This is a genomic window from Longimicrobium sp., assembly GCA_036377595.1.
Classification (GTDB): domain Bacteria; phylum Gemmatimonadota; class Gemmatimonadetes; order Longimicrobiales; family Longimicrobiaceae; genus Longimicrobium.
This window is the reverse complement of sequence record DASUYB010000173.1, coordinates 1-18,525: the sequence shown is the minus strand read 5'-3', so window position 1 is coordinate 18,525 and position 18,525 is coordinate 1. Positions and strand designations below refer to the sequence as shown.

15 protein-coding genes are annotated in these 18,525 nt (G+C 67.5%); 9 read left to right on the top strand and 6 right to left on the bottom strand.

Annotation, left to right across the window (positions count from 1 at the left end; genetic code table 11):
- From VF092_28895 to VF092_28885, 3 genes are all read left to right on the top strand, one after another.
- A partial coding sequence (locus VF092_28895) for an SIR2 family protein (protein ID HEX6751344.1) occupies nucleotides 1–2,813 on the top strand: 2,813 nt, incomplete at its 5' end.
- A gap of 236 nt (nucleotides 2,814–3,049) precedes the next feature.
- On the top strand, nucleotides 3,050–4,951 hold the full coding sequence (locus VF092_28890; protein HEX6751343.1) for a LysM peptidoglycan-binding domain-containing protein: 1,902 nt from the start codon (nucleotides 3,050–3,052) through the stop codon (nucleotides 4,949–4,951).
- 447 nt (nucleotides 4,952–5,398) lie between these two features.
- Entirely contained in the window at nucleotides 5,399–5,944 is a 546-nt protein-coding gene (locus VF092_28885; protein HEX6751342.1) for a hypothetical protein, read from the top strand.
- Between the two features lie 69 nt (nucleotides 5,945–6,013).
- Here the strand turns inward: VF092_28885 and VF092_28880 are convergent, their stop codons facing one another.
- Together VF092_28880 and VF092_28875 are read right to left on the bottom strand one after the other, a co-directional pair.
- Nucleotides 6,014–6,235, bottom strand: coding sequence for a hypothetical protein (locus VF092_28880; GenBank protein ID HEX6751341.1), 222 nt, complete (start codon nucleotides 6,233–6,235; stop codon nucleotides 6,014–6,016).
- 258 nt (nucleotides 6,236–6,493) lie between these two features.
- The gene (locus tag VF092_28875) at nucleotides 6,494–6,745 is read right to left on the bottom strand and encodes a CsbD family protein (protein ID HEX6751340.1); all 252 of its coding nucleotides are present in this window, start codon (nucleotides 6,743–6,745) and stop codon (nucleotides 6,494–6,496) included.
- 161 nt (nucleotides 6,746–6,906) lie between these two features.
- On the opposite strand from VF092_28875, the gene VF092_28870 reads away from it, so the two are divergent.
- The 6 genes from VF092_28870 (at nucleotide 6,907) to VF092_28845 (ending at nucleotide 12,451) form a co-directional block, all read left to right on the top strand.
- A complete protein-coding gene (locus tag VF092_28870) occupies nucleotides 6,907–7,488 on the top strand; it encodes an NUDIX hydrolase (GenBank protein ID HEX6751339.1) in 582 nt (193 codons plus the stop codon).
- A gap of 174 nt (nucleotides 7,489–7,662) precedes the next feature.
- Nucleotides 7,663–7,986 carry an antibiotic biosynthesis monooxygenase gene (locus VF092_28865; GenBank protein ID HEX6751338.1) on the top strand — a complete coding sequence of 108 codons (324 nt, stop codon included), beginning with the start codon at nucleotides 7,663–7,665 and terminating at the stop codon, nucleotides 7,984–7,986.
- Nucleotides 7,983–8,699 carry a B12-binding domain-containing protein gene (locus VF092_28860; GenBank protein ID HEX6751337.1) on the top strand — a complete coding sequence of 239 codons (717 nt, stop codon included), beginning with the start codon at nucleotides 7,983–7,985 and terminating at the stop codon, nucleotides 8,697–8,699. The genes VF092_28865 and VF092_28860 overlap by 4 nt, the downstream gene beginning before the upstream one ends.
- A complete protein-coding gene (locus tag VF092_28855; protein ID HEX6751336.1) occupies nucleotides 8,696–10,036 on the top strand; it encodes a HAMP domain-containing sensor histidine kinase in 1,341 nt (446 codons plus the stop codon). The genes VF092_28860 and VF092_28855 overlap by 4 nt, the downstream gene beginning before the upstream one ends.
- A 398-nt stretch (nucleotides 10,037–10,434) precedes the next feature.
- Nucleotides 10,435–10,956 (top strand): hypothetical protein, encoded by a 522-nt coding sequence (locus VF092_28850; protein ID HEX6751335.1) that lies wholly within the window; start codon nucleotides 10,435–10,437, stop codon nucleotides 10,954–10,956.
- Nucleotides 10,957–11,179: 223 nt separating this feature from the next.
- Nucleotides 11,180–12,451 carry a dipeptidase gene (locus tag VF092_28845; GenBank protein ID HEX6751334.1) on the top strand — a complete coding sequence of 424 codons (1,272 nt, stop codon included), beginning with the start codon at nucleotides 11,180–11,182 and terminating at the stop codon, nucleotides 12,449–12,451.
- 845 nt (nucleotides 12,452–13,296) lie between these two features.
- On the opposite strand, the gene VF092_28840 is transcribed toward VF092_28845, so the two are convergent.
- From VF092_28840 to VF092_28825, 4 genes are all read right to left on the bottom strand, one after another.
- On the bottom strand, nucleotides 13,297–13,557 hold the full coding sequence (locus tag VF092_28840) for a hypothetical protein (GenBank protein ID HEX6751333.1): 261 nt from the start codon (nucleotides 13,555–13,557) through the stop codon (nucleotides 13,297–13,299).
- 340 nt (nucleotides 13,558–13,897) lie between these two features.
- The gene (locus VF092_28835) at nucleotides 13,898–14,881 is read right to left on the bottom strand and encodes a hypothetical protein (protein ID HEX6751332.1); all 984 of its coding nucleotides are present in this window, start codon (nucleotides 14,879–14,881) and stop codon (nucleotides 13,898–13,900) included.
- 126 nt (nucleotides 14,882–15,007) lie between these two features.
- Entirely contained in the window at nucleotides 15,008–16,930 is a 1,923-nt protein-coding gene (locus VF092_28830) for a hypothetical protein (protein HEX6751331.1), read from the bottom strand.
- A gap of 367 nt (nucleotides 16,931–17,297) precedes the next feature.
- Complete coding sequence (locus VF092_28825) at nucleotides 17,298–18,287, bottom strand: aldo/keto reductase (GenBank protein HEX6751330.1); 990 nt, start codon at nucleotides 18,285–18,287, stop codon at nucleotides 17,298–17,300.
- Nucleotides 18,288–18,525 lie beyond the last annotated feature (238 nt).

Genomic DNA, 18,525 nt, shown 5'->3' with positions numbered 1-18,525 from the left:
AAGAGTCGGATGAAAGCCCGGGTTCGCCAGTCGTATCTTGGTCAGATTACCTCGCGACGGTTCAACAACGACAGGCATCGATGGATACATTCCGTAACGTCATAGCTAGTGGCGGTACGGTAATTTACGTGGGGTACAGCTTCGGAGATCGGTTCCTTGACGATCTACTCAATGAGGCCGCCCGGCGAATCGGAAATAGAAATATGCCCTATGGGTACGCTATTCTTCCGAACTGGCCAACAAATCGTTCTAGCGCAGCCTACAAAGTCGAGCGTCGGTTCATCACTCCTGTTGAGGGAAGTTTCGAACAGTTTGCTGAACTTCTTAACGATATTGCCTCGACATCTCAGCACCCACATACTGCTATAGTGCCAAGCCCCGCGACAGGAAGGGCACTGAAGTTACGTTCGGGGATCACGGTTTTGAGTGAGAATGACGCGGGTGTGATTAGCGAGTACTTTGATGTAATAGATGAACAGCTCAGTGAGCACCGCAAACTACCTCGCGAAGATGAACTCCATTTGGCTAAAGCGTTCCTGAAGGGCGAAGTATCAGGATGGACACCCTATGCGAATGGGTGGGCGTTTAAACGTGACCAGTTCTCTGACGTCTGGGCGGCTGCCAACAACCAGGATGTCGCGGAGCCGGGGAAAGATCCACGCCTCGTGCTTGTGCATGGCCCTGCGGGTCTAGGCAAGTCTGTGATGGCCCGACAACTTGCTGTCGATCTTTATAGAACGGCGGGGCGACCGGTGTTGTTTGCAAAAGCTACTTGGCGATCAAGGCCCGATCTAGGCATCCTCCAGAGGGCACTTGAGGATCTTGAAGATGGGTTGCCTGACGACGCGGAACTTCCATCGGCAGTATTGATCGTGGACGAAGCCGAGCTGTTTGACCACACAATTGCGCCGCGGATTGTGAAACAGGTGCAAGCTACTGGGCGCACAATCTCTGTTATACTCTTCGGACGTACGAACGAATATTTCCGGGGTGAAAGAGGTGCCGATCGCGAGTCCCCGGAGAAGTGGGGCAACCCAGTTGAGGTGCCCCTTAGAGAGCAAATTTCGGAAAACGAGGTGCGCACACTCATTCGGCATATTAAACAGCTTGACTTATGGGACGGTTCGCGGATAACGAGTGAGGCGTTTTGGATCGGACATGTACGGGAGGAGTTAGACTCATCCTTCTTTGATACGGTTTTTTCGCTCGTTGAGCAAACCCAAGAACCATTACGCGAACGTGTATGGTCCGAATACGAGCGGCTTAGTCCGCTCGGCAAAGATGCTTATCGCTTGATTGCTGCCTCACATCAATTTGGACTTCCCTTGAAGATGGAACTTCTCGTCCGAGCATTAAATGTAACGTTTGCCGATTTTGAAACTGAAATAATCCGGAGTGATGCACGGGATGTTCTTTTCAGTGAGTATCTCACTGATCAGTTAAATATTTTTTACCGGGGTCGTACTCGCCTAGTGAGCAGTCTTGTGTTTGAGCGGGCTCTCCCGGAGATTGAGCAGCAGCTTCACGTATATGAACGGATTGTTGGAGCTGCGAAGCCAAGCGCGATGTTCGGAACTGAAGAAGTAGATCTAGTCCGTTCGTTGTTGGTGCAGGTATTTGGGCCCCGGGGCTTTGATAGACGTTTCTCTGCTCAGCAGGTCGCTACACTTTTCAACGTGGCAACCGAAAAAATAGAGGATGATGTACTCGAACACCATTACGGGCTTGCTGAGCGCGATGCCGGCCGATTGGAAGCTGCATGTGTTCACTTGGAGCGTGCTCTCACGCTTAGTCACTCAGCGCCGATACCGGGAGAGTCCATTCAGAACATCGAAAACTCGCTCGCAGATATCTTGGGCGAATTGACATTAACGGCGTTACGTAATGACGATCAGCGCGCTGCCGATGGGTATTTTCAACGCGCCGGCGAGTTGTTCGTGCGGGCTCGGGCTGGAGAGTTTCCAAACGCTGCAGCTTACGATGCGCACGCGCGATTCCTCGTCCGCCGTGCGAAGATGTTGTTTCCTAAAGGAACTACTGAACGAGCGATGGCGCTGTCGGAAGCATTGGAAATCGTATCGGCAGGGATCGACAACGTAAATGAGACGCTTAAACCGGATTTGGTTGAGTTGCGTGGCAGTGTGATGCAGGAGTTGGGTCTTGGGGAATTGGCGGTCGAAGAGCTCAAGCGAATCGCTGAGAATATGCAGCCGCACCACCGTGCTCGTTACGAAGTAATTATCGCGCGAATGATGATAGAGGGACCAAAAGAGAACAACAAGAAAGCGCACCGCAGAGCATTGGTTCATGCTGTTGCAGCTACCGAATTGGATCCTCGATATTTTGACGGGTGGCGCTTGCGTGCTCAGATATTCAGCTTTCTTCATCCTGAGGACTTTGCTACAGTCATCGATCTGCTGGAGAGGGCGCGCGCTTGTGAGGGCGGACGAGAGAACAACTGGGTTCTATACGAGCTAGGAGTTGCGCAATTTTATATGGAACAGTATAAAGACGCTGCTCTGACATTCGTACACCTGAGGCGTGTGAGTAGGGGGAACACTGCAGCAATGACAATTTTAGAGGAGGCTGGTACCCGGACCGGAGATACGCCGTTTGATTTCGAGGGACGAGTTGTTCGTCGTGCGTCCGACGGCCATCTCGGGATCGAATCAGAAGAACTCCAAGCGTTCGGTGAGATCTGGTTCAACCCTCGCCGTCAAAAGTATTACGATGCACGCATGCATGATAAAGTAGCGTTTGTCGTGGGCCTCAATTACCGTGGCGTGCAAGCGCTCGACTTGAGGAAACTCTAACGAGCTGATCTAGCACCTTCCGAGCACTCGCCACGAGCACGTGCACCAGTTCGCCGCTTGGTCCGAGAACCGCTGGCAGGTGCACATTGGAAACGTCTATCCTCGTCGGGAAGAACTTGGCATCGCCGCCGGACGGGCTTATCTTCGCCGAACCCCCACACCTCATTGAAACTCCGTGCACCCCGACGGGTCCCGTGCGCGGCCGCACCATCCAACGCAGTCTCCCACGCAGGTCCATGCACGGAACGCACTTCCGCGCGCGGGTCGTCCCGCTCGCGCTGCTGCTGGCGGCGGCCGCCGCCTGCACCCCCGCCCCGTACCGCGTCGCCCAGCCGGCGCCGGCGCCGCAGCCCGCCGCCGCCGAGCCGGAGCCGCTTCCCGCGCCCGCGCCGGACTCGGTGGGCGAGACCTTCGCGCTCGACCGCGCGCCGGTGGGCACCGTCGGCCGCGAGCTGCTGGGGAGCGCCAGCTACGACCTGCCGGTGGAGGCCAACCAGTGGGTGGAGATGGAGCTCTCCTTCCTGGTCAACCAGCGCCACGACGTCGTCGGCCGCTGGCTGGAGCGCTCCGACCGCTACGCCGCGTTCGTGCAGGAGACCTTCGCCGCCGCCGGCATCCCCCGCGATCTCCATCATCTCGCGATGGTGGAGAGCGGCTACCAGCCCACCGCGCGCAGCCACGCCGGCGCGGTGGGGATGTGGCAGTTCATGTCGGGCACGGGCAGGGGGATGGGGCTGCGGATCGACGACCAGGTGGACGAGCGGATGGACCCGGTGCGCTCCACCCGCGCCGCCGCGCGCCACCTGCGCCAGCTGTGGGAAGACTTCGGGCACGACTGGGCGCTGGCCGCCGCGGCCTACAACGCCGGCGGGGGACGGATCAGCCGGGGCTTGCGGAACTACGGATCGAACAACTTCTGGGACCTGGCGGTGCGGGGGAACCTGGCCCAGGAGACGCGCCGCTACGTCCCGCGGCTCTACGCCGTCACCATCATCGCCAAGGACCCGGCGCGCTTCGGCTACTCGCGCCCGGCGGGGCTGGTGCAGCGCTTCGAGTACGACAGCATCCAGGTCGACCTTCCCACGCCCCTCCCCGTGCTGGCCCGGACGGCGAACCTCCCCGTGGGGCAGCTCGCGGACCTCAATCCCCACCTCTACCGCGGCACCGTGCCGGCGTACTACTGGCTGTGGGTGCCCAAGGGGATCGGCGCCGGGCTCCAGCAGGCGTACCAGGCGAGTGATTTCCGGCGGCGCGGCGGCTTCGCGTGGTACACCCTGCGCCGCGGCGAGGACGCGGAGAAGATCGCGCTGGCGAGCAACCTCACCGTCGCGGAACTGCGCGAGCTGAACCTCTCCGTCAACGTCGACCAACTGGGCCGCGGCGACCGCATCCGGCTGTACGCCGACGCCGCCCGCGCGCTCGATGGGCGCCCCGTGGAGCGCCTCGCCAGCCGCGACGACGAGCGGCGGGGGGATGGAGATGCCCGCGCGTCCGAATCCTCCACGCGCCGCCGCACCGCCCGCCGCGCGGAGGATGGCGATGAGACGCCCACCACCCGCCGCATCTCACGCCCCTCGTCGAACGATGATGAGGATGCGAGCCCGCGCCGCACGGCCCGCCGCTCGGATGACGAGGAGACGTCGTCGCGCCGCACGCGGTCGTCGGACGACGAGGAGACGAGCACGCGGAGCAGCCGCCGCCGCTCGTCGGGCGACGAGGAATCGCGCAGCCGCAGCACGAGCTCGGGCGAGCGCCTGGCCGTGCGGCACACGGTGGAGGACGGCGAAACGCTGTACGGTATCGCGCGCCGCTACGACGTCACGGTCGCGCAGCTGCGCGAGGCGAACGACCTGGGCGCGAACGCGGTGTTGCAGCCGGGCCAGCGCCTGCGCATCCCCCGCGCGGCCGCCCGCGAGCGCGACGAGAATCGCGAGACGTCCACCCGCCGCACCTCGTCCTCCAGCCGCGCGCGGGAGCATGTGGTGAAGAACGGCGAGACGCTGTGGAGCATCGCGCGGTCGTACGACACCACGGTCGCCGCCATCCGCGACGCCAACGACATGCGCGCCGACTCGGTGCTGCAGCCCGGCCAGAAGCTCCGCATCCCCCGCACCTCCTCGTCGTCCGACGATCGGTAACCGCGTTCGGGAGATGCACATCGGGGCGGGTCGCACCTGCGGCCCGCCCCGTGCTGTTTGGTCGAGACGAGGAAGAGAGATGACGTCCATCGTGAGGAGCAGAACGACGTCATCCCAGGCAACAAAGACGATGGCGGGGATGAGAGAAAGACGTCATCCTGAGGCCGGTCAGACCGTCGCCGCGTAAGCACCGATGGCTGCAGGCCGAAGGATCTATAGCCAGTAACGGCACACACTTGGGTCACGCGCCGACGCTTGCCCTATCCGGAGGCCGTGCTGGAGTCACTCTCTGGATCCCGTGCCGATCCAGCGATAGATCCTTCGGCCTGCAACCGACGGCGCAGTCGCTGAGCACAGTCTGGCCGGCCTCAGGATGACGTCAGCGCGACATCGTTGCGATGCGTCAACCGACAAACCGGCTCTTCATCGCACCCTGCCATCATCCCCATGCCGCTTCTCGATCCCATCCTTCCACCTGAAGCCAGGCTCCCCGAGTGCGCGCGCGAGCTGCTGGCGGCGCTGTATCCCACCGTGCGCTGGCGCGACGTCACCTTCCACGCCGAGCTGCCGCCGTCGCTGCGGCGCTTCACCGACGTGGCCATCACCCTGCCGGATCCGCTGGCGGTGCGCCACCTCCGCATCTTCGTCGCGAAGAAGCACTGGAACCCATGCGCCGTCGACGGGCTCGGGCTGCTGGTGCACGAGGCGTTTCACGTGCTGCAGTACCAGGAGGCGCTGGGCGGCGCCGGCCTGGGCCCGCTCCGCGTCTTCCCCGTGAAGTACCTGACGGCGGCGCTGCTGCTCGGCGAGGGCGGCGCAAGGAAGAACCGCTACGAGAAGCCCGCCTACGAGCACGAAGCGCGCTTCCGCAAGCAGTGCAAGGACCTGGCGATCTGCGACTGCCGCGGTGAAGTCCCCGTCTTCGACCGCGCCGCGCTGGCCGAGCTCCTCCGCCGCGACCCGGGTTTGGTGAAGCGCTCCACGCGCGGGTGACGAATGCGCGCGAGCCCCGGCAGAAACCGCCGGGGCTCGCGTGGCTCGGAAGCAACTGGGCACTGGGCACTAGGCACTGGGCACTTCGCTCACCGGCGCCGCGTCGTCGGAGACGGCTTCGACCTCGTTCTCGGAGAGGCCGATGATGGTGCCGTCCTCGAACTGGACCATGAAGCCGTCCCGCCCGTCCTCGTTGTTGTCGGGCCCCCAGTGCCCGATCACCTCGCCGATGCGCCCCACGTACGGCTCGGATTGGTCGTAGTACGAGCGCACCACGCGCACCTTGTGCATCGTTCCTCCAGGATGGGTTCCCGCGTTCGGCGCGCCCCAATGCATAAGCCGCGCCCGAAGCCGGTCATCTCGTGGCGGGGTGGGGACGGGCGGTTGAAACCGCGGCAACAACGGCCCGAAGTCCGCCTTCGCGGACTCCCGCCCATGCATCTGCGCGAGAGCCGAGGATCCCCGCCCACTCAGCACTCAGTACTCAAAGAACCGCCGCCCCGGAGCCGAAGCCCCGGGGCGGCGTCCGTCACGCTGACGCGAGCGCCGTCAGATCACCCGGTCGCGGTCGAGGCCGCGGTCCAGCTCGTCGTTCAGGTCCTTGGCGCGCTGCGCCTCCACCCGGCGCGCGTTGGCGTCGAGCATGGCGTCTTCGGCGCGCGCGGCGTCCTGCTCCGCACGGCCCTCCATCTGGTCCAGCCGCCCCTCGCGCTCGATGTGGCGGTCGCCCAGCAGGTCGCCGATCCCCTCCTTCACCTTCCCGGCCAGATGCGTCAGCTTGCCCGTCACGTCGTCAGCCATGTTCATCTCCTGCAAGGGTTTATCTCCGAATCCCCATCGTCCATGGAGATGGCAAGAGGCATGCCTCGCCAGGCTGGTCGCGGATGGGCTATGTTGGCCCGTGGCTTGCAATTGCGATGAAAACGTTTGGGATTGATGGGGATGGGTGGCGGAGGAGGCGAATGGGAGAGCGGGGGGACGACGGCGGGCCGCGGCCGTGGGAGCGGCTGTCGAGCCGGCAGGTGGCCGAGTACGAGATGTTTCGCGTGCGCGAGGACCGCTCGCGCTCGCCGAAGGACGGGAAGGAGCAGACCTTCCACATCGCCGAGTCGTCCGGCGGCGTCGTGATCCTGGCGCTGACGGACGACGATCGCGTGGTGATGGTCGAGCAGTTCCGCCACGCGCGGCGGAAAGTCGGCCTCGAACTCCCAGCCGGCGTGCTGGACGACGGCGAATCGCCGGAAGAGGCCGCCGAACGCGAGCTGCGCGAGGAGACGGGGTACGAGGGAGACGAGCCGCGGATTCTCGGCTGCGTCGACCTGAACCCCTCGTGGCAGGTGACGCTCGTGCACGTTGCGCTCGTCCGCGGCGCGAAGCGGGCGGGGGAGAAGGACGAGGACGAAGGCGAGGACATCCGCGTCCATCTCGTCCCCGTCGCCGAGCTGCGGCGGATGGCCACCTCGGGCGAGGTGGATGCCGGATCAACCCTCGCCGCGCTGGCGCTGTGGGACTGGAAGGAGGGCGGCTCCCGCGAGGCGGGGTAATCCTCGGCGGGTCCTTCCATCTCCAGTTCCGTCCCGTAGTACTCTCGCTGGCTCGTGCGACAATCTGCTGGCACGGCTTACGCAAACCTGCTGCAACGACTTGCACCGGCGCGGAGCGCGTGCTACCGTCCCGCGCCTCCGGCCGGGGATCACGACGAAGGAAACACCGCCAGGATGTTCGTCTTCATCTCGCACCTGAGCGTACCCGAGGGGGACCACGAGGCGCTGGAGCGGCACTTCCGCGAGCGCTCGCGGCTGGTGGACGGCTTTCCCGGGTTCCTGTACCTGCAGCTGATGCGGCCGCAGGCGGGGGGCGCCACGCACACCTTCCTGACGGCATGGGAAAGCCGCGACGCCTTCCGTGCCTATATGTCCAGCCCGGAGCACGCGGCTTCCCACTCGCGCGAGCCCGCGGCTATAATGGAGCGAACCGCCGTCCGCCACGAGGCGTTCGAGGTGCTGATGGATTCGCGCGCGGTGCCGGAGTGGCGCGGATGAGCGCCCCCGCCACGGAGGTCTCCGCCCCGTCCGCGGAGGGCGCGAAGCCGGCGCGCGAGCGCCTTTCGCGTGATGCGGCGCCGGCCGCGTACCTCGACGCCGTGGTGGCCGGAAACCGGCGCCGCGCCTTCGACGTAGTCGAGGCGGCGCTGGCCGGCGGGATGGACATCCGCTCGCTGTACCTGGAGGTGTTCCAGCCCGCGCTGCGCGAGATCGGGCGGCTCTGGCAGCAGAACCGCATCACCGTGGCCGACGAGCACCTCGCCACGGCCATCACGCAGGCGGCCATGGCGCGGTTGTACGACCGGCTGTTCGCCGAGGCCGCGGGCGAGGGCCCGCTCCTCGTCGCCGCCTGCGCGGACAGCGAGCGGCACGAGATGGGCTTGCGGATGGTGTGCGACCTCCTGGAGCTGGACGGGTGGGACACCGTGTTCCTGGGGGCCACGGTGCCGCTCGACGACCTGGTGCGGATGGTCCGCGAGCGGCGGCCGCAGGTGGTGGCGCTCTCGGCGGCCATCGCGCCGAACGTTCCCCGCGTGGGGCAGGCCATCCGCGCCATCCGCGAGGCCGTTCCCGAGGGTGCGCCGGTGATCGCGGTGGGGGGACGGGCGTTCGCGGAAGATTCGGAGCTGGCGGCACGGCTGGGCGCCGACCTGACCGCGCGGGACGCGGCCGAGGCGGCCGAACGACTCAAACAGCGCTTCGCGGCATGAAGAACCTGGCGGGCACCGAGCTTCATCCGGCGCTCCGGGCGTTTCCCGGGGCGGTGCTGGAGCTTGCGCCCGACGGCGTGGTGATGGCCAGCAACGGCCGCCTCGAGCGCGAGCTCTCGCGCGCGCTGGCGGGGCGCCGGCTGGCCGACGCGCTCGACGCCGCCTCGGCGCTCAAGCTGGCCGAGCTGCTGCGCCGCGCCACGGAGCCGCAGGGCGACCCTCCCGCGCTCTGGGAGCTGATCCTGGAAGGGCGCGACTCGCTGCACCCGCACGCCTTCTACCCCGTGTGCGACGAGGAGTCGGGCGGCGAGCGGATCTGGCTGGTGGAGTGCCCGTCCGACCCGCGCTTCACCGCCATCCACGACGAGCTGGCGGCGGTCAACAGCGAGCAGGCCGGCACCCAGCGGCAGCTGGCCAAGGAAAAGGCGCGGCTGGGGCGCGCGCTCGACGAGTTGGAGCGCGAGCTGGGCGAGAACTCGCGCCTGGGCCGCGCGCTGCAGTTGCAGAACGAGGAGATGGAGGCGCAGAACGAAGAGCTGCTGGCGATGACCGAGGAGCTGCACGCGGGGCAGGAGCAGCTGATGTCGGTCAACCACCAGCTCGAGCGCCGCACCCGCGAGCTGCAGTTGGCGCTCTCGGCGCGCAACCGCTTCTACGCGGCCATGAGCCACGAGCTGCGCACCCCCATCAACGCGGTGATGGGGTACAACGACCTCCTCCTGGCCTCGGTCTACGGCGCGCTGAACGAGCAGCAGGAGCTGGCCATCGAGCGCTCGCAGCGCGCCGCGCAGCACCTGCGCGAGCTGGTGGACGACGTCCTCGACATCTCCCGCATCGAGGCGGGGCGGATGGAGATCGTTCCCGAGCGCGTGGAGCTGCGCCGCGTGGTGGAGGAGCTCTTCGCCACGCTGCGCCCGGCGGCCGACGCGCGATACAGCGAGCTGCAGCTGCGCGTGGAAGGCGATGGGGTGGTGACCACGGATCCCCGGCGGGTGCGGCAGGTGCTGCTGAACCTGGTCTCCAACGCCATGAAGTTCGGCGCGGGGTCGCCCGTGTGGGTGCGGGTGCAGCCTTCGCGCGAGGGCGGGGTACAGGTCGAGGTCACCGACGGCGGGCCGGGGATCGCGCCCGAGGACCTGGGGCGCATCTTCGACGAGTTCGTGCAGCTGGCGCGCGACGAGAACGGCGACTCGTCGGGGATCGACGGCACCGGGCTGGGGCTGCCCATCGCGCGGCAGCTGGCGCGGCTGCTGGGCGGGCGCATCGACGTCAGCTCCACCGTGGGCGTGGGAAGCACCTTCCGGCTCACGCTGCCGCCCGCGCCGCCGCGTGCCTGATACGAAATCCGGGAATCTGGTGGTTGCGCCCAGACCGATCCCAAACTGACGTCATCCTGAGGCCGGCCAGACCGTAACCGGCGTCTGCGCAAGCGTTTGCAGGCCGAAGGATCGATCATCGCGGCAGCACGGGATCCGGTGGGACGCTAATACTTCATCCGGAGCTGGCATGAGATCCAACCCCGGAGCCCGGTCCGTGCATCTACCCACGTAACCGAGTCGTACCTGACCCACCCAACCAGACACACAGGGACGGAATGGCGGAAGCGGGCGAGGCTCCGGCCGGAGAGAAGCGGGGCGGGGACCGGCGTGGCAGTGACCGGAGGCGCGTCGACCGGCGCGCGCCCCCGCCCCCGTGGCGCAGGCCCTGGGCCTACGCGGCCTATGGGGCCGGCGCCGTGCTGCTGCTGTTCCTCGTTTTCCGCGGCGGCGGGAGCAACGAGCCGAGCGGCCCGGTGGCGCCCATCCGGCCCGCGCCGCCGCCGCTCGACACCACGCACACGCCGCGGCAGGGCGGGCGCGTGGAGCAGGCGATGACCACGGGCGACTTCGAGCGGCTGACGCTGGAGGGCGACCGCGCGGTGGGCCGCATCGTGCAGGCGCAGCTCTACTGCGAGGCGCCCGCGCAGGTGGCCATCGAGTCCACCGACAGCGTGGAGGCGCCCATCGCGGCCATCGCCGATTCGGCCACCAACCGCGTGTCGGCGGCCGACTGCAAGTGGGGCGCGCAGGACGACCCGCGCCGCGAGGACTTCCTCCTGCTCGTCCCCGTGCAGCTGGCCGACGAGTTCTCGCGGCAGCCGGTGGCGCTCGACGGCTTCGTGCGGCGCCGGCGGCTGATCGCGAACGTGGAGTGGATCGGCCGGTCGCGTGCCCTCGCGCTGCAATCGGTGGGGATCTTCCGCGGTCTCAGCCGATAGGGAGATCGAGACGGAGAGGTGCGGGAGTGCGAAAGTGCGGGAGTGCGTTTGATCGGCGCGCTCCCGCTCCTTATTTTCGGTGCAATCCTGATGAGATCTCCGGCGGGCCGGGGTGCAAGGGGCGGTTGAAACCGCGGCGAATTCATTCGCCCCTCTCCTTCCGGCCGCGGTCTCGCCAGTTGCCGATCCTCCTCCCGCACCAGCACTCGAGCACCCGAACCCCATGCGCAACGCCGTTCTCGTGGCCGCCGCCCTGACCCTCGCCTCCGCGGCCGCGCTCGACGCGCAGGCCGACTCCGCCGCGCTCCTGGCCCGCGCCCGCCGCCTGCACGAGCAGGTGCCCATGGTCGACGGCCACAACGACCTGCCGTGGGAGATCCGCCAGAACGGCTACCTCGACCTGGCGCGGATGAACCCCGACGGCCCGCTCCCGCGGAACCACACCGACGTCGCGCGGCTCAGGGCCGGCGGCGTGGGCGGCGTGTTCTGGGCGGCCTACGTGCCGGTGGAGACCATCGGGCGCGTGCCCGGGCCGGCGCGGGTCGCGCTGGAGCAGATCGACCTGATCCACCGCATGGCCGAGCGCTCGCCCGACATGGAGCTGGCGCTGACGGCCGCCGACGTGGAGCGCATCCACCGCGAGCACCACATCGCCGCGCTGATCGGCATCGAGGGCGGGCACGCGATCGAGAACTCGCTGGGCGCGCTGCGGCAGATGTACGGCATGGGCGCGCGCTACATGACGCTCACCCACACCAGCACCATCGACTGGGCCGACGCCGCCACCGACAGCGCGAAGCACGGCGGGCTGACCAGGTTCGGCGAGGAGGTGGTGCGGGAGATGAACCGGCTGGGGATGCTGGTCGACCTCTCGCACGTGTCGCCGGGGACGATGAGCGACGCCATCCGCGTCTCGCAGGCGCCGGTGATCTTCTCGCACTCCTCCGCGCGGGCCATCACCGACGTGCCTCGCAACGTGCCGGACTCGATCCTCGCTCACCTGAAGGAGAACGGGGGCATCGTGATGGTGAACTTCTACTCCGGCTTCGTGGAGCCCAACGCGGTCTCCCTGACGCGCGAGAGCTACGCCGTGCAGGCGCGCGCGAACCAGCTCTACCCCAGTGACGCCGCTGCGCGCGAGCGCTACGTGGCCGACTGGCGGCGGCAGAACCCCATGCCGCGCGGCACCATCCGCACCGTGGCGGACCACATCGACCACATCGTGAAGGTGGCGGGGATCGACCACGTGGGGTACGGGTCGGACTACGACGGGGTGACGTCGCTGCCGGTGGGGCTGGAGGACGTGTCGCGCTTCCCCTACCTCACCGCCGAGCTGCTGCGCCGCGGCTACAGCGACGCCGACGTGCGCAAGGTCCTGGGCGAGAACATCCTGCGCGTGATGCGCCAGGCCGAGACGGTGGCCGCCCGCCTCCAGCGCGAGCGCCCCGCCTCCACCGCCCAGATCGACGTGATGGACGGCGGGCTGGTGCGGTAGGCGATCACATCGGCAGATGGAGATGCGAAGGGCCGGTCCGCGAGGGTCGGCCCTTCAGCCGTTGCGGTGGCGCGCTCCCGTTCCTTCAACGCACGCAACGCTTTCAGCGAGAACAGAGGACCGCGCTCGGGGCACCGGGGAGAGAGGCGTTTCGCGGAGATCAGGGCGTTGAGGTAAAGGACCCATACTTCGAACTCCTCGAGGCAGACCCGCTCCGCCTTCGCTCGGCACGCCGCGTAGTCGCCCACGCCGATCATCTCACGGAACAGGTCGACTTCGCCTATCGTCGTGCGCAGCCTCGTGACCGGTGCGCTTGCGAGCGAAGCCGCGTCCAGCCGCCAGGTATCCGCGTCCGGGTTTTCACGCGGCACAGGATTCCACCGCTCCAGCACCCGCACCATGCGCTCGACGTTCTCGGGCGCGGAGTCGTAGCAAAGATCGAGATCCCAGGTGACGTGGGCCGAGCCGTGCACCGACGCGGCCAATCCGCCGACCAGAACGACCCGCACGCCGTCGTTCGCCAGCGCTTCGATGATTCCCAGGAGGTCGATTGGAGGCGCCCTCCGGATGATCTGTACGGAAGCCGCGTTGTTTACTGCTCGGACCAGGCGCTCCGCGGGAGGATGCTCGAGCGACGAGGTCAGCAGCGTAACGTCGAGTCCCCAGCGGATAGCCCTGCGGATCGGGTCGGGTGCTCGTCTCATCGTCTCCTCCACGTTCGAGTGACGATCAACTTACCAGAGACGGAACTCAACCCACGGAAACGGTCGAGTTGAATCGGACAAATCGCAGCGGCCCGGCGGGATGCCGGGCCGCTGCTCGCGACACCCTCAGCCAACCTCCGCTCAGCAGCGGCCGTCGGAGCTGGGGCAGTCGGCGGGGTTGCAGCTGACCGGACAGCTCGCGCACGTGTTGACGCACGTGTTCGGGCAGCTCACGCAGGTGTCCACCCGCGTGCACCCGGGAGCGCAGGTGGTGCCGGGGCCGTTGCAGGTGTCCTGGTTGGTCACGTCCATCCCGTGCACCGTTCCCCGCTTCGACTCGGCCTCCAGGGTGGGGAACGATTGCACGACCAGCTCGTTCGGGTTCAGTGCCAGCTTGCGCATGATCGCCTCCCGCGGCGGGGATGGTAGGAGATGCAGGCCGGCGGCTCCCCGCGGTCCGCGTGCCTGCCGGGGCGGCGGTCGGATGCCGCCGCTGGAGATGAGAATCGCCCGAAGTGATCGGAGCAGCAGCGCGCCGAGATTACAGAATGTCCATGCGTGAAGGCCCGAAGGGTACGTTGCTGGGATGAATCGATAATGCGTGAAGGCGAGTTGCGGGAGGGTGACGTTCAATCGCTCCGTCCGCACTGTCGTCGCCGAGGATCGATCCGAGTCCGGAATGCGGAACGGCCCCGCGCCTGCCGGAGGCGCGGGGCCGTGGTTCGATGCGGCGACGAGCGCGCTAGACGGGCGCGACGGCGAGCTCGTCCGCGGCGGCGTATGCGGCGGGCTCGCGCGCGGGCTCGCGCGGCGCGGGGCCGCCGGTCAGCGCGTCGAGGATGGCGTCGCTCACCGCGCCGCGCGAGCTCAGGTCGAAGCCGTAGAACATCGGCGACGAGTTGATCTCCAGGAACACGAACCGCCCCGTCTCCGGGTCCGTCTTGAAGTCCGCCGCGCCGAAGTCCATCGCCAGCGCGTCCATCACCCGCGCCAGTCCGTCGCACAGCTCGCGCGGGACCTCGGACAGCGGCCGGGGGATGACCTGCGTGGCCGCGGTGGTGCGGTAGTCCAGCACCTCCGAGCGCATCTCGAAGGCGACGAACCGCCCGCCGATCCGGTACAGGCGGATCTCCGGCTGCACCAGGCGGTTCTGCACGATGAACGGCCCCGCGGGCTCGTCGCGCGCGACCTCCACCATCTCCTCGATCTCCCGGCAGTGCGAGCCGCCCTGCACGGGCTTGGCGACGAGCAAGCGCTCACCCGCCCAGCGCTCCACCGCGTCCAGGTCGTTGGTGATGCGTGTCGTGGGCACGTCGAGCCCGGCGAGACGCGCGAGGTGGAGCTGGTAGGGCTTGTTGTTGTTGCTGCCGAAGCGGCGGTTGAGGATGCGCACCTCGGGATGCACCATCAGCCAGCCGGCGATGGCGGCGTACCACGCCTGCGCGCGGCGCGCCGTCTCCTCGCGCTTGTCGGCCATGTAGGAGAACACGTCGTTGCGGATGAAGCACGCGCCGGGGCGGATCTCGCGGCCGTCCAGCTCCAGCCGGTCGCGCTCCATGTCCCAGCTCAGCGTCGGCTGGCCGGAGGCGCCGGAGAAGAGCACGATATGCTCGAAGCCGCGCGTCAGCGCCTGCCGGCGGAGCGAGTGCAGGCTGTAGTCGATCTCGCCGCCGGCGATCAGCAGCGGGCCGGGGGGCGATTCCCGCGGAGGGGTCAGGGAGTCCACGTCGGTATCGGGGTTCGGGCGAAGGACGCCCGCCTCCCGCGGGCGCCTTCCGCGCGTGGAGGTTCGGGAGGAGGGCCTCCGCCGCGCGCGGCGGCGGAGACCCTCCGGGTATGGTCGAGACCGGTCTCAGTTCTCCGGGAGCTGGCGCGGCTGGTCGGTCGAGGCGGGCGCCGGGTCGTACGGGTTCGAGCTCTCCTCGCCGGAGTAGTCGTACGTGGTCTCCTCGCCGACGAAGTCGTACGTCGTCTCCTCGCCGGCGAAGTCGTACGAGCTCTCCTCGCTGCAGTTCACGCAGGTGGTCTCCTCGCCGGCCACGCTGGTGGTGGGGCACTCCTCGCCGTACGGCGCGGTGGTGTTGGGCTCGACGGAGCCGCCGCCGCAGTAGTCCACGTGCCCGTCCCAGATCTTGATGCACTGGCCGTCGAAGCGGGTGAGCATGAAGCCGCCGCCCTCGTTGTACAGGATGCTCTGCTCCTGCAGGATGCGGATGGCGATCTCCTCGCCCAGCAGCAGCGACAGGCGGTAGTCGCTGTTCCAGTGCACCCCGGCCCCGTTGCGGCCGATGGCGATGTTCCCGGCCAGCTTGTTCAGCTCGCCGCCCACCGTCATCTGCCACGCGTCGCCGCCGGTGTAGGGGATCAGCGACAGCCCGTCGGGGCTGGCCACCACCGGGTTCTCGATGGGCGTATCCTCGTTGAAGAACGCCTTGAGGATCGTGGCCAGCGCGCCCGCCGCTGTGGCGTGCCCCGCGCCGTACGACGGGTGCGTGGGCGCCCCCTCGGGGAAGGCCTGCGGCAGCAGGTACGAGCCCCAGCGGCTGGGGAAGTACGAGTGCAGCAGCCCGCCCGTCAGCGAGTTCAGGATCTCGCTGTTGATCTGCGGATAGTAGCGCCGGCCGCTCAGGTGGTTGTCGATGCGCCCGCCCAGCTCCTCGGGGCGCAGGCGCCGGTGCACGAACCACTTCTGGAACCACACCGCCTGCAGCGCCCGCGTCACCGTCTCCCACACCAGCCGCAGCCCGTGGATGTCGCCGTAGGTCACCAGCGGCGCCTGCTTCACGTAGCCGTTGTACGGGTTCATCTGGTCGAAGGGGAACTCGCGGTCGATGTCGGGCCGCGCCGAGCTGGTCTGCTGGTCGCCCACGGGCTCCTGCAGCAGGTACCACGCGGCGTTGTAGAACGCGTCGGCCACGTTGTCGAAGTGCACGAAGTTCCCCAGGTCGCGCAGGTTGCGGATGAACCTGCGCGTGGGGTCGAACACGTCCATCCCGCGCTTGTCGGCCCCGTCCTGCACCTGCAGCCACCAGTAGAAGTCGGTCAGGTAGTCGATGTTGGGCTGCACCGTCTGCCGCCGCTGGTCGATCTTCAGCGCGCCGTAGCGGATGAAGCCGTCGCTGTCGTAGCGCCCCTGCCCGGGCTGGCTGCCGGGGTCGCTGTTCCCCTTCAGCAGGAACTGCGACAGGTAGGGCCCCACCGCCTCGCCGGGATACACGCCGCGGAACACGTTCTGGTAGTTGATGGAGCCGTAGACGGAGCGCGGCTGGTAGTAGCTGAACTCGGTGTTCAGCGACTGGATGGCCTGCTGCACCACGGGGTTCCAGCTGTACTCGTTGAAATGCACGTCGCGCGCGAGCGCCATCCAGTACAGCTCGCCCATCTCGCTCGACACCTCGGCGCTGTCGATCCGCGGCGCCGGGGGCATGGTCACCGCCTGCGGGTCGGCGCCCTGCAGGTCGAAGGCGAGCCCGGCCTGCGGGTTGGTGAGCTTCTTCCCGCCGGGGCCCAGCTGGATGTTCTCGAAGTCCACCGGGTTGCGGGTCTGCAGCGCGTAGATCATCGACTGGTACGACGCGGGGATCACGTCGCCCAGCGAGTCGTGCTGCAGTCCCTTGGAGTAGTTGGCGACGTAGGGGTAGTCGTTCTCCTCGCAGTTGTTCTGGTGGCAGGGGTGCGCGCGGTTGTAGGCGATGTCGGCCGCCTGGATGCGCTTGTTGCGGGCGTTCTCCCGGCGGTTGGGGTCGGGAGGCGTCTGGGTGTTGCAGTTGGCCATGATCGGGACTCCTGGACGGTGGGCCGCGCGCCGCGGGGTTGCGGCGTGCCTGGCTGGTCGGGCCCTCCCCTCCCCGGACGCGGCGAAGGCCCCGGCCGGTCGCTGTGCCGGCCCGGGGCGCTTCGTCGCCCTGTCTTGGTCCCTCGCCGACCGCGTATCCCGATGGCGCGTCCGCCGTTCGGGAACGCAGAAAGGCCTTGCCCGGGCGCTCTGCCGGGCAAGGCCTTGTCTTCTCCGTCTCCATCGTCCGCTTCGGCGGGACGCGTCCACCGCGTCTCCGTAACTGAATCAGACGTTTCCTGAATCGAAGCTACCGCCGTCCGCCGGGCCTGTCAACTGATGCGAGACGTGACGGTCGTCCTCTTTCTCACCGGCCGATGGAAGCCATCGCCGCGGCGGGATAGCGCGTGCCGGCGGCCACCCCCTGCGGCGCGATCTCCTCGATCCGCGCCATGTCGTCCGCGGTAAGCTCCACTTCCACCGCGGCCACGTTCTCCTCCAGGTATGTCCGCCGCTTGGTGCCGGGGATGGGGACGATGTCCTCGCCCCGCGCCATCACCCACGCGAGCGCCAGCTGCGACGGCGTGCACCCCTTCGCCGCGGCCAGCTGCTCGATGTGGCGGACCAGCTCCAGGTTCTTCGCGAAGTTCTCGCCCTGGAAGCGCGGCGAGTGGCGGCGGAAGTCGTCCGGCGCAAGGTCGTCTACGCTGGCGAAGCGCCCGGTGAGGAATCCCCGTCCCAGCGGGCTGTAGGCCACGAGGCCGATCCCCAGCTCGCGGATGGCGGGGATGATGTCGTCCTCGATGTCGCGGCTCCACAGCGAGTACTCGCTCTGCAGCGCGGTGATGGGGTGCGTCGCGTGCGCGCGGCGGATGGTCTCCGCGCCCGCCTCGCTGAGGCCCAGGAAGCGCACCTTCCCCTCCTCCACCAGGCGGCTCATCGCCCCGACCGTGTCCTCGATCGGCACCTCCGGGTCCACGCGATGCTGATAGTAGAGGTCGACGTGGTCCACGCCGAGCCGCCGCAGCGATCCGTCCGCCGCTTTGCGCACGTAGTCCGGCCGCCCGCTGATCCCGCGGATCGACGGATCGTTCGCGTCGCGGACGATGCCGAACTTGGTGGCCAGCACCACCTCGCCCCGCCGCCCGCGGATGGCGCGCCCGACCAGCTCCTCGTTCTTGAACGGCCCGTACATGTCGGCCGTGTCCAGGAAGTTCACCCCGAGATCGAGAGCCCGGTGGATGGTGGCGATGCTCTCCGCCTCGTCGCCCGGGCCATAGAACTCGCTCATCCCCATGCACCCCAGCCCCTCGGCGCTCACCTCCAGCCCCTGCGTTCCCAGCTTCCGCTTCTCCATCATCCCTCTCCCGTTTCTCCCCGCGGTTCCCATCTCCAGCGTCGAGAGACAGACGTAGGGAGATGATGATTCCCCCGCAAGCAGGCACCTGTGGGTGCGTATAGGGAGACAGATTTGCCTCACGCAGAGTCAGCAGGGACAGCAGAGAAACAGCTGCAGTTCTCTGCTGACCCTGCTGACTCTGCGTGAGACCATCGAACTCAGTCCACGCGCGGAACCTCGATGCGGAAGATCGAAC

Excerpts from the sequence above, each read along its gene's own strand:
- VF092_28870 (HEX6751339.1), top strand. The coding sequence starts at position 6,907 with ATGGGAGAGCGGGGGGACGACGGCGGGCCGCGGCCGTGGGAGCGGCTG.
- VF092_28885 (HEX6751342.1), top strand. The coding sequence starts at position 5,399 with ATGCCGCTTCTCGATCCCATCCTTCCACCTGAAGCCAGGCTCCCCGAG.
- VF092_28890 (HEX6751343.1), top strand. The coding sequence starts at position 3,050 with ATGCACGGAACGCACTTCCGCGCGCGGGTCGTCCCGCTCGCGCTGCTG.
- VF092_28875 (HEX6751340.1), bottom strand. The coding sequence starts at position 6,745 with ATGGCTGACGACGTGACGGGCAAGCTGACGCATCTGGCCGGGAAGGTG.
- VF092_28830 (HEX6751331.1), bottom strand. The coding sequence starts at position 16,930 with ATGGCCAACTGCAACACCCAGACGCCTCCCGACCCCAACCGCCGGGAG.
- VF092_28880 (HEX6751341.1), bottom strand. The coding sequence starts at position 6,235 with ATGCACAAGGTGCGCGTGGTGCGCTCGTACTACGACCAATCCGAGCCG.
- VF092_28845 (HEX6751334.1), top strand. The coding sequence starts at position 11,180 with ATGCGCAACGCCGTTCTCGTGGCCGCCGCCCTGACCCTCGCCTCCGCG.
- VF092_28860 (HEX6751337.1), top strand. The coding sequence starts at position 7,983 with ATGAGCGCCCCCGCCACGGAGGTCTCCGCCCCGTCCGCGGAGGGCGCG.
- VF092_28840 (HEX6751333.1), bottom strand. The coding sequence starts at position 13,557 with ATGCGCAAGCTGGCACTGAACCCGAACGAGCTGGTCGTGCAATCGTTC.
- VF092_28825 (HEX6751330.1), bottom strand. The coding sequence starts at position 18,287 with ATGGAGAAGCGGAAGCTGGGAACGCAGGGGCTGGAGGTGAGCGCCGAG.
- VF092_28865 (HEX6751338.1), top strand. The coding sequence starts at position 7,663 with ATGTTCGTCTTCATCTCGCACCTGAGCGTACCCGAGGGGGACCACGAG.
- VF092_28855 (HEX6751336.1), top strand. The coding sequence starts at position 8,696 with ATGAAGAACCTGGCGGGCACCGAGCTTCATCCGGCGCTCCGGGCGTTT.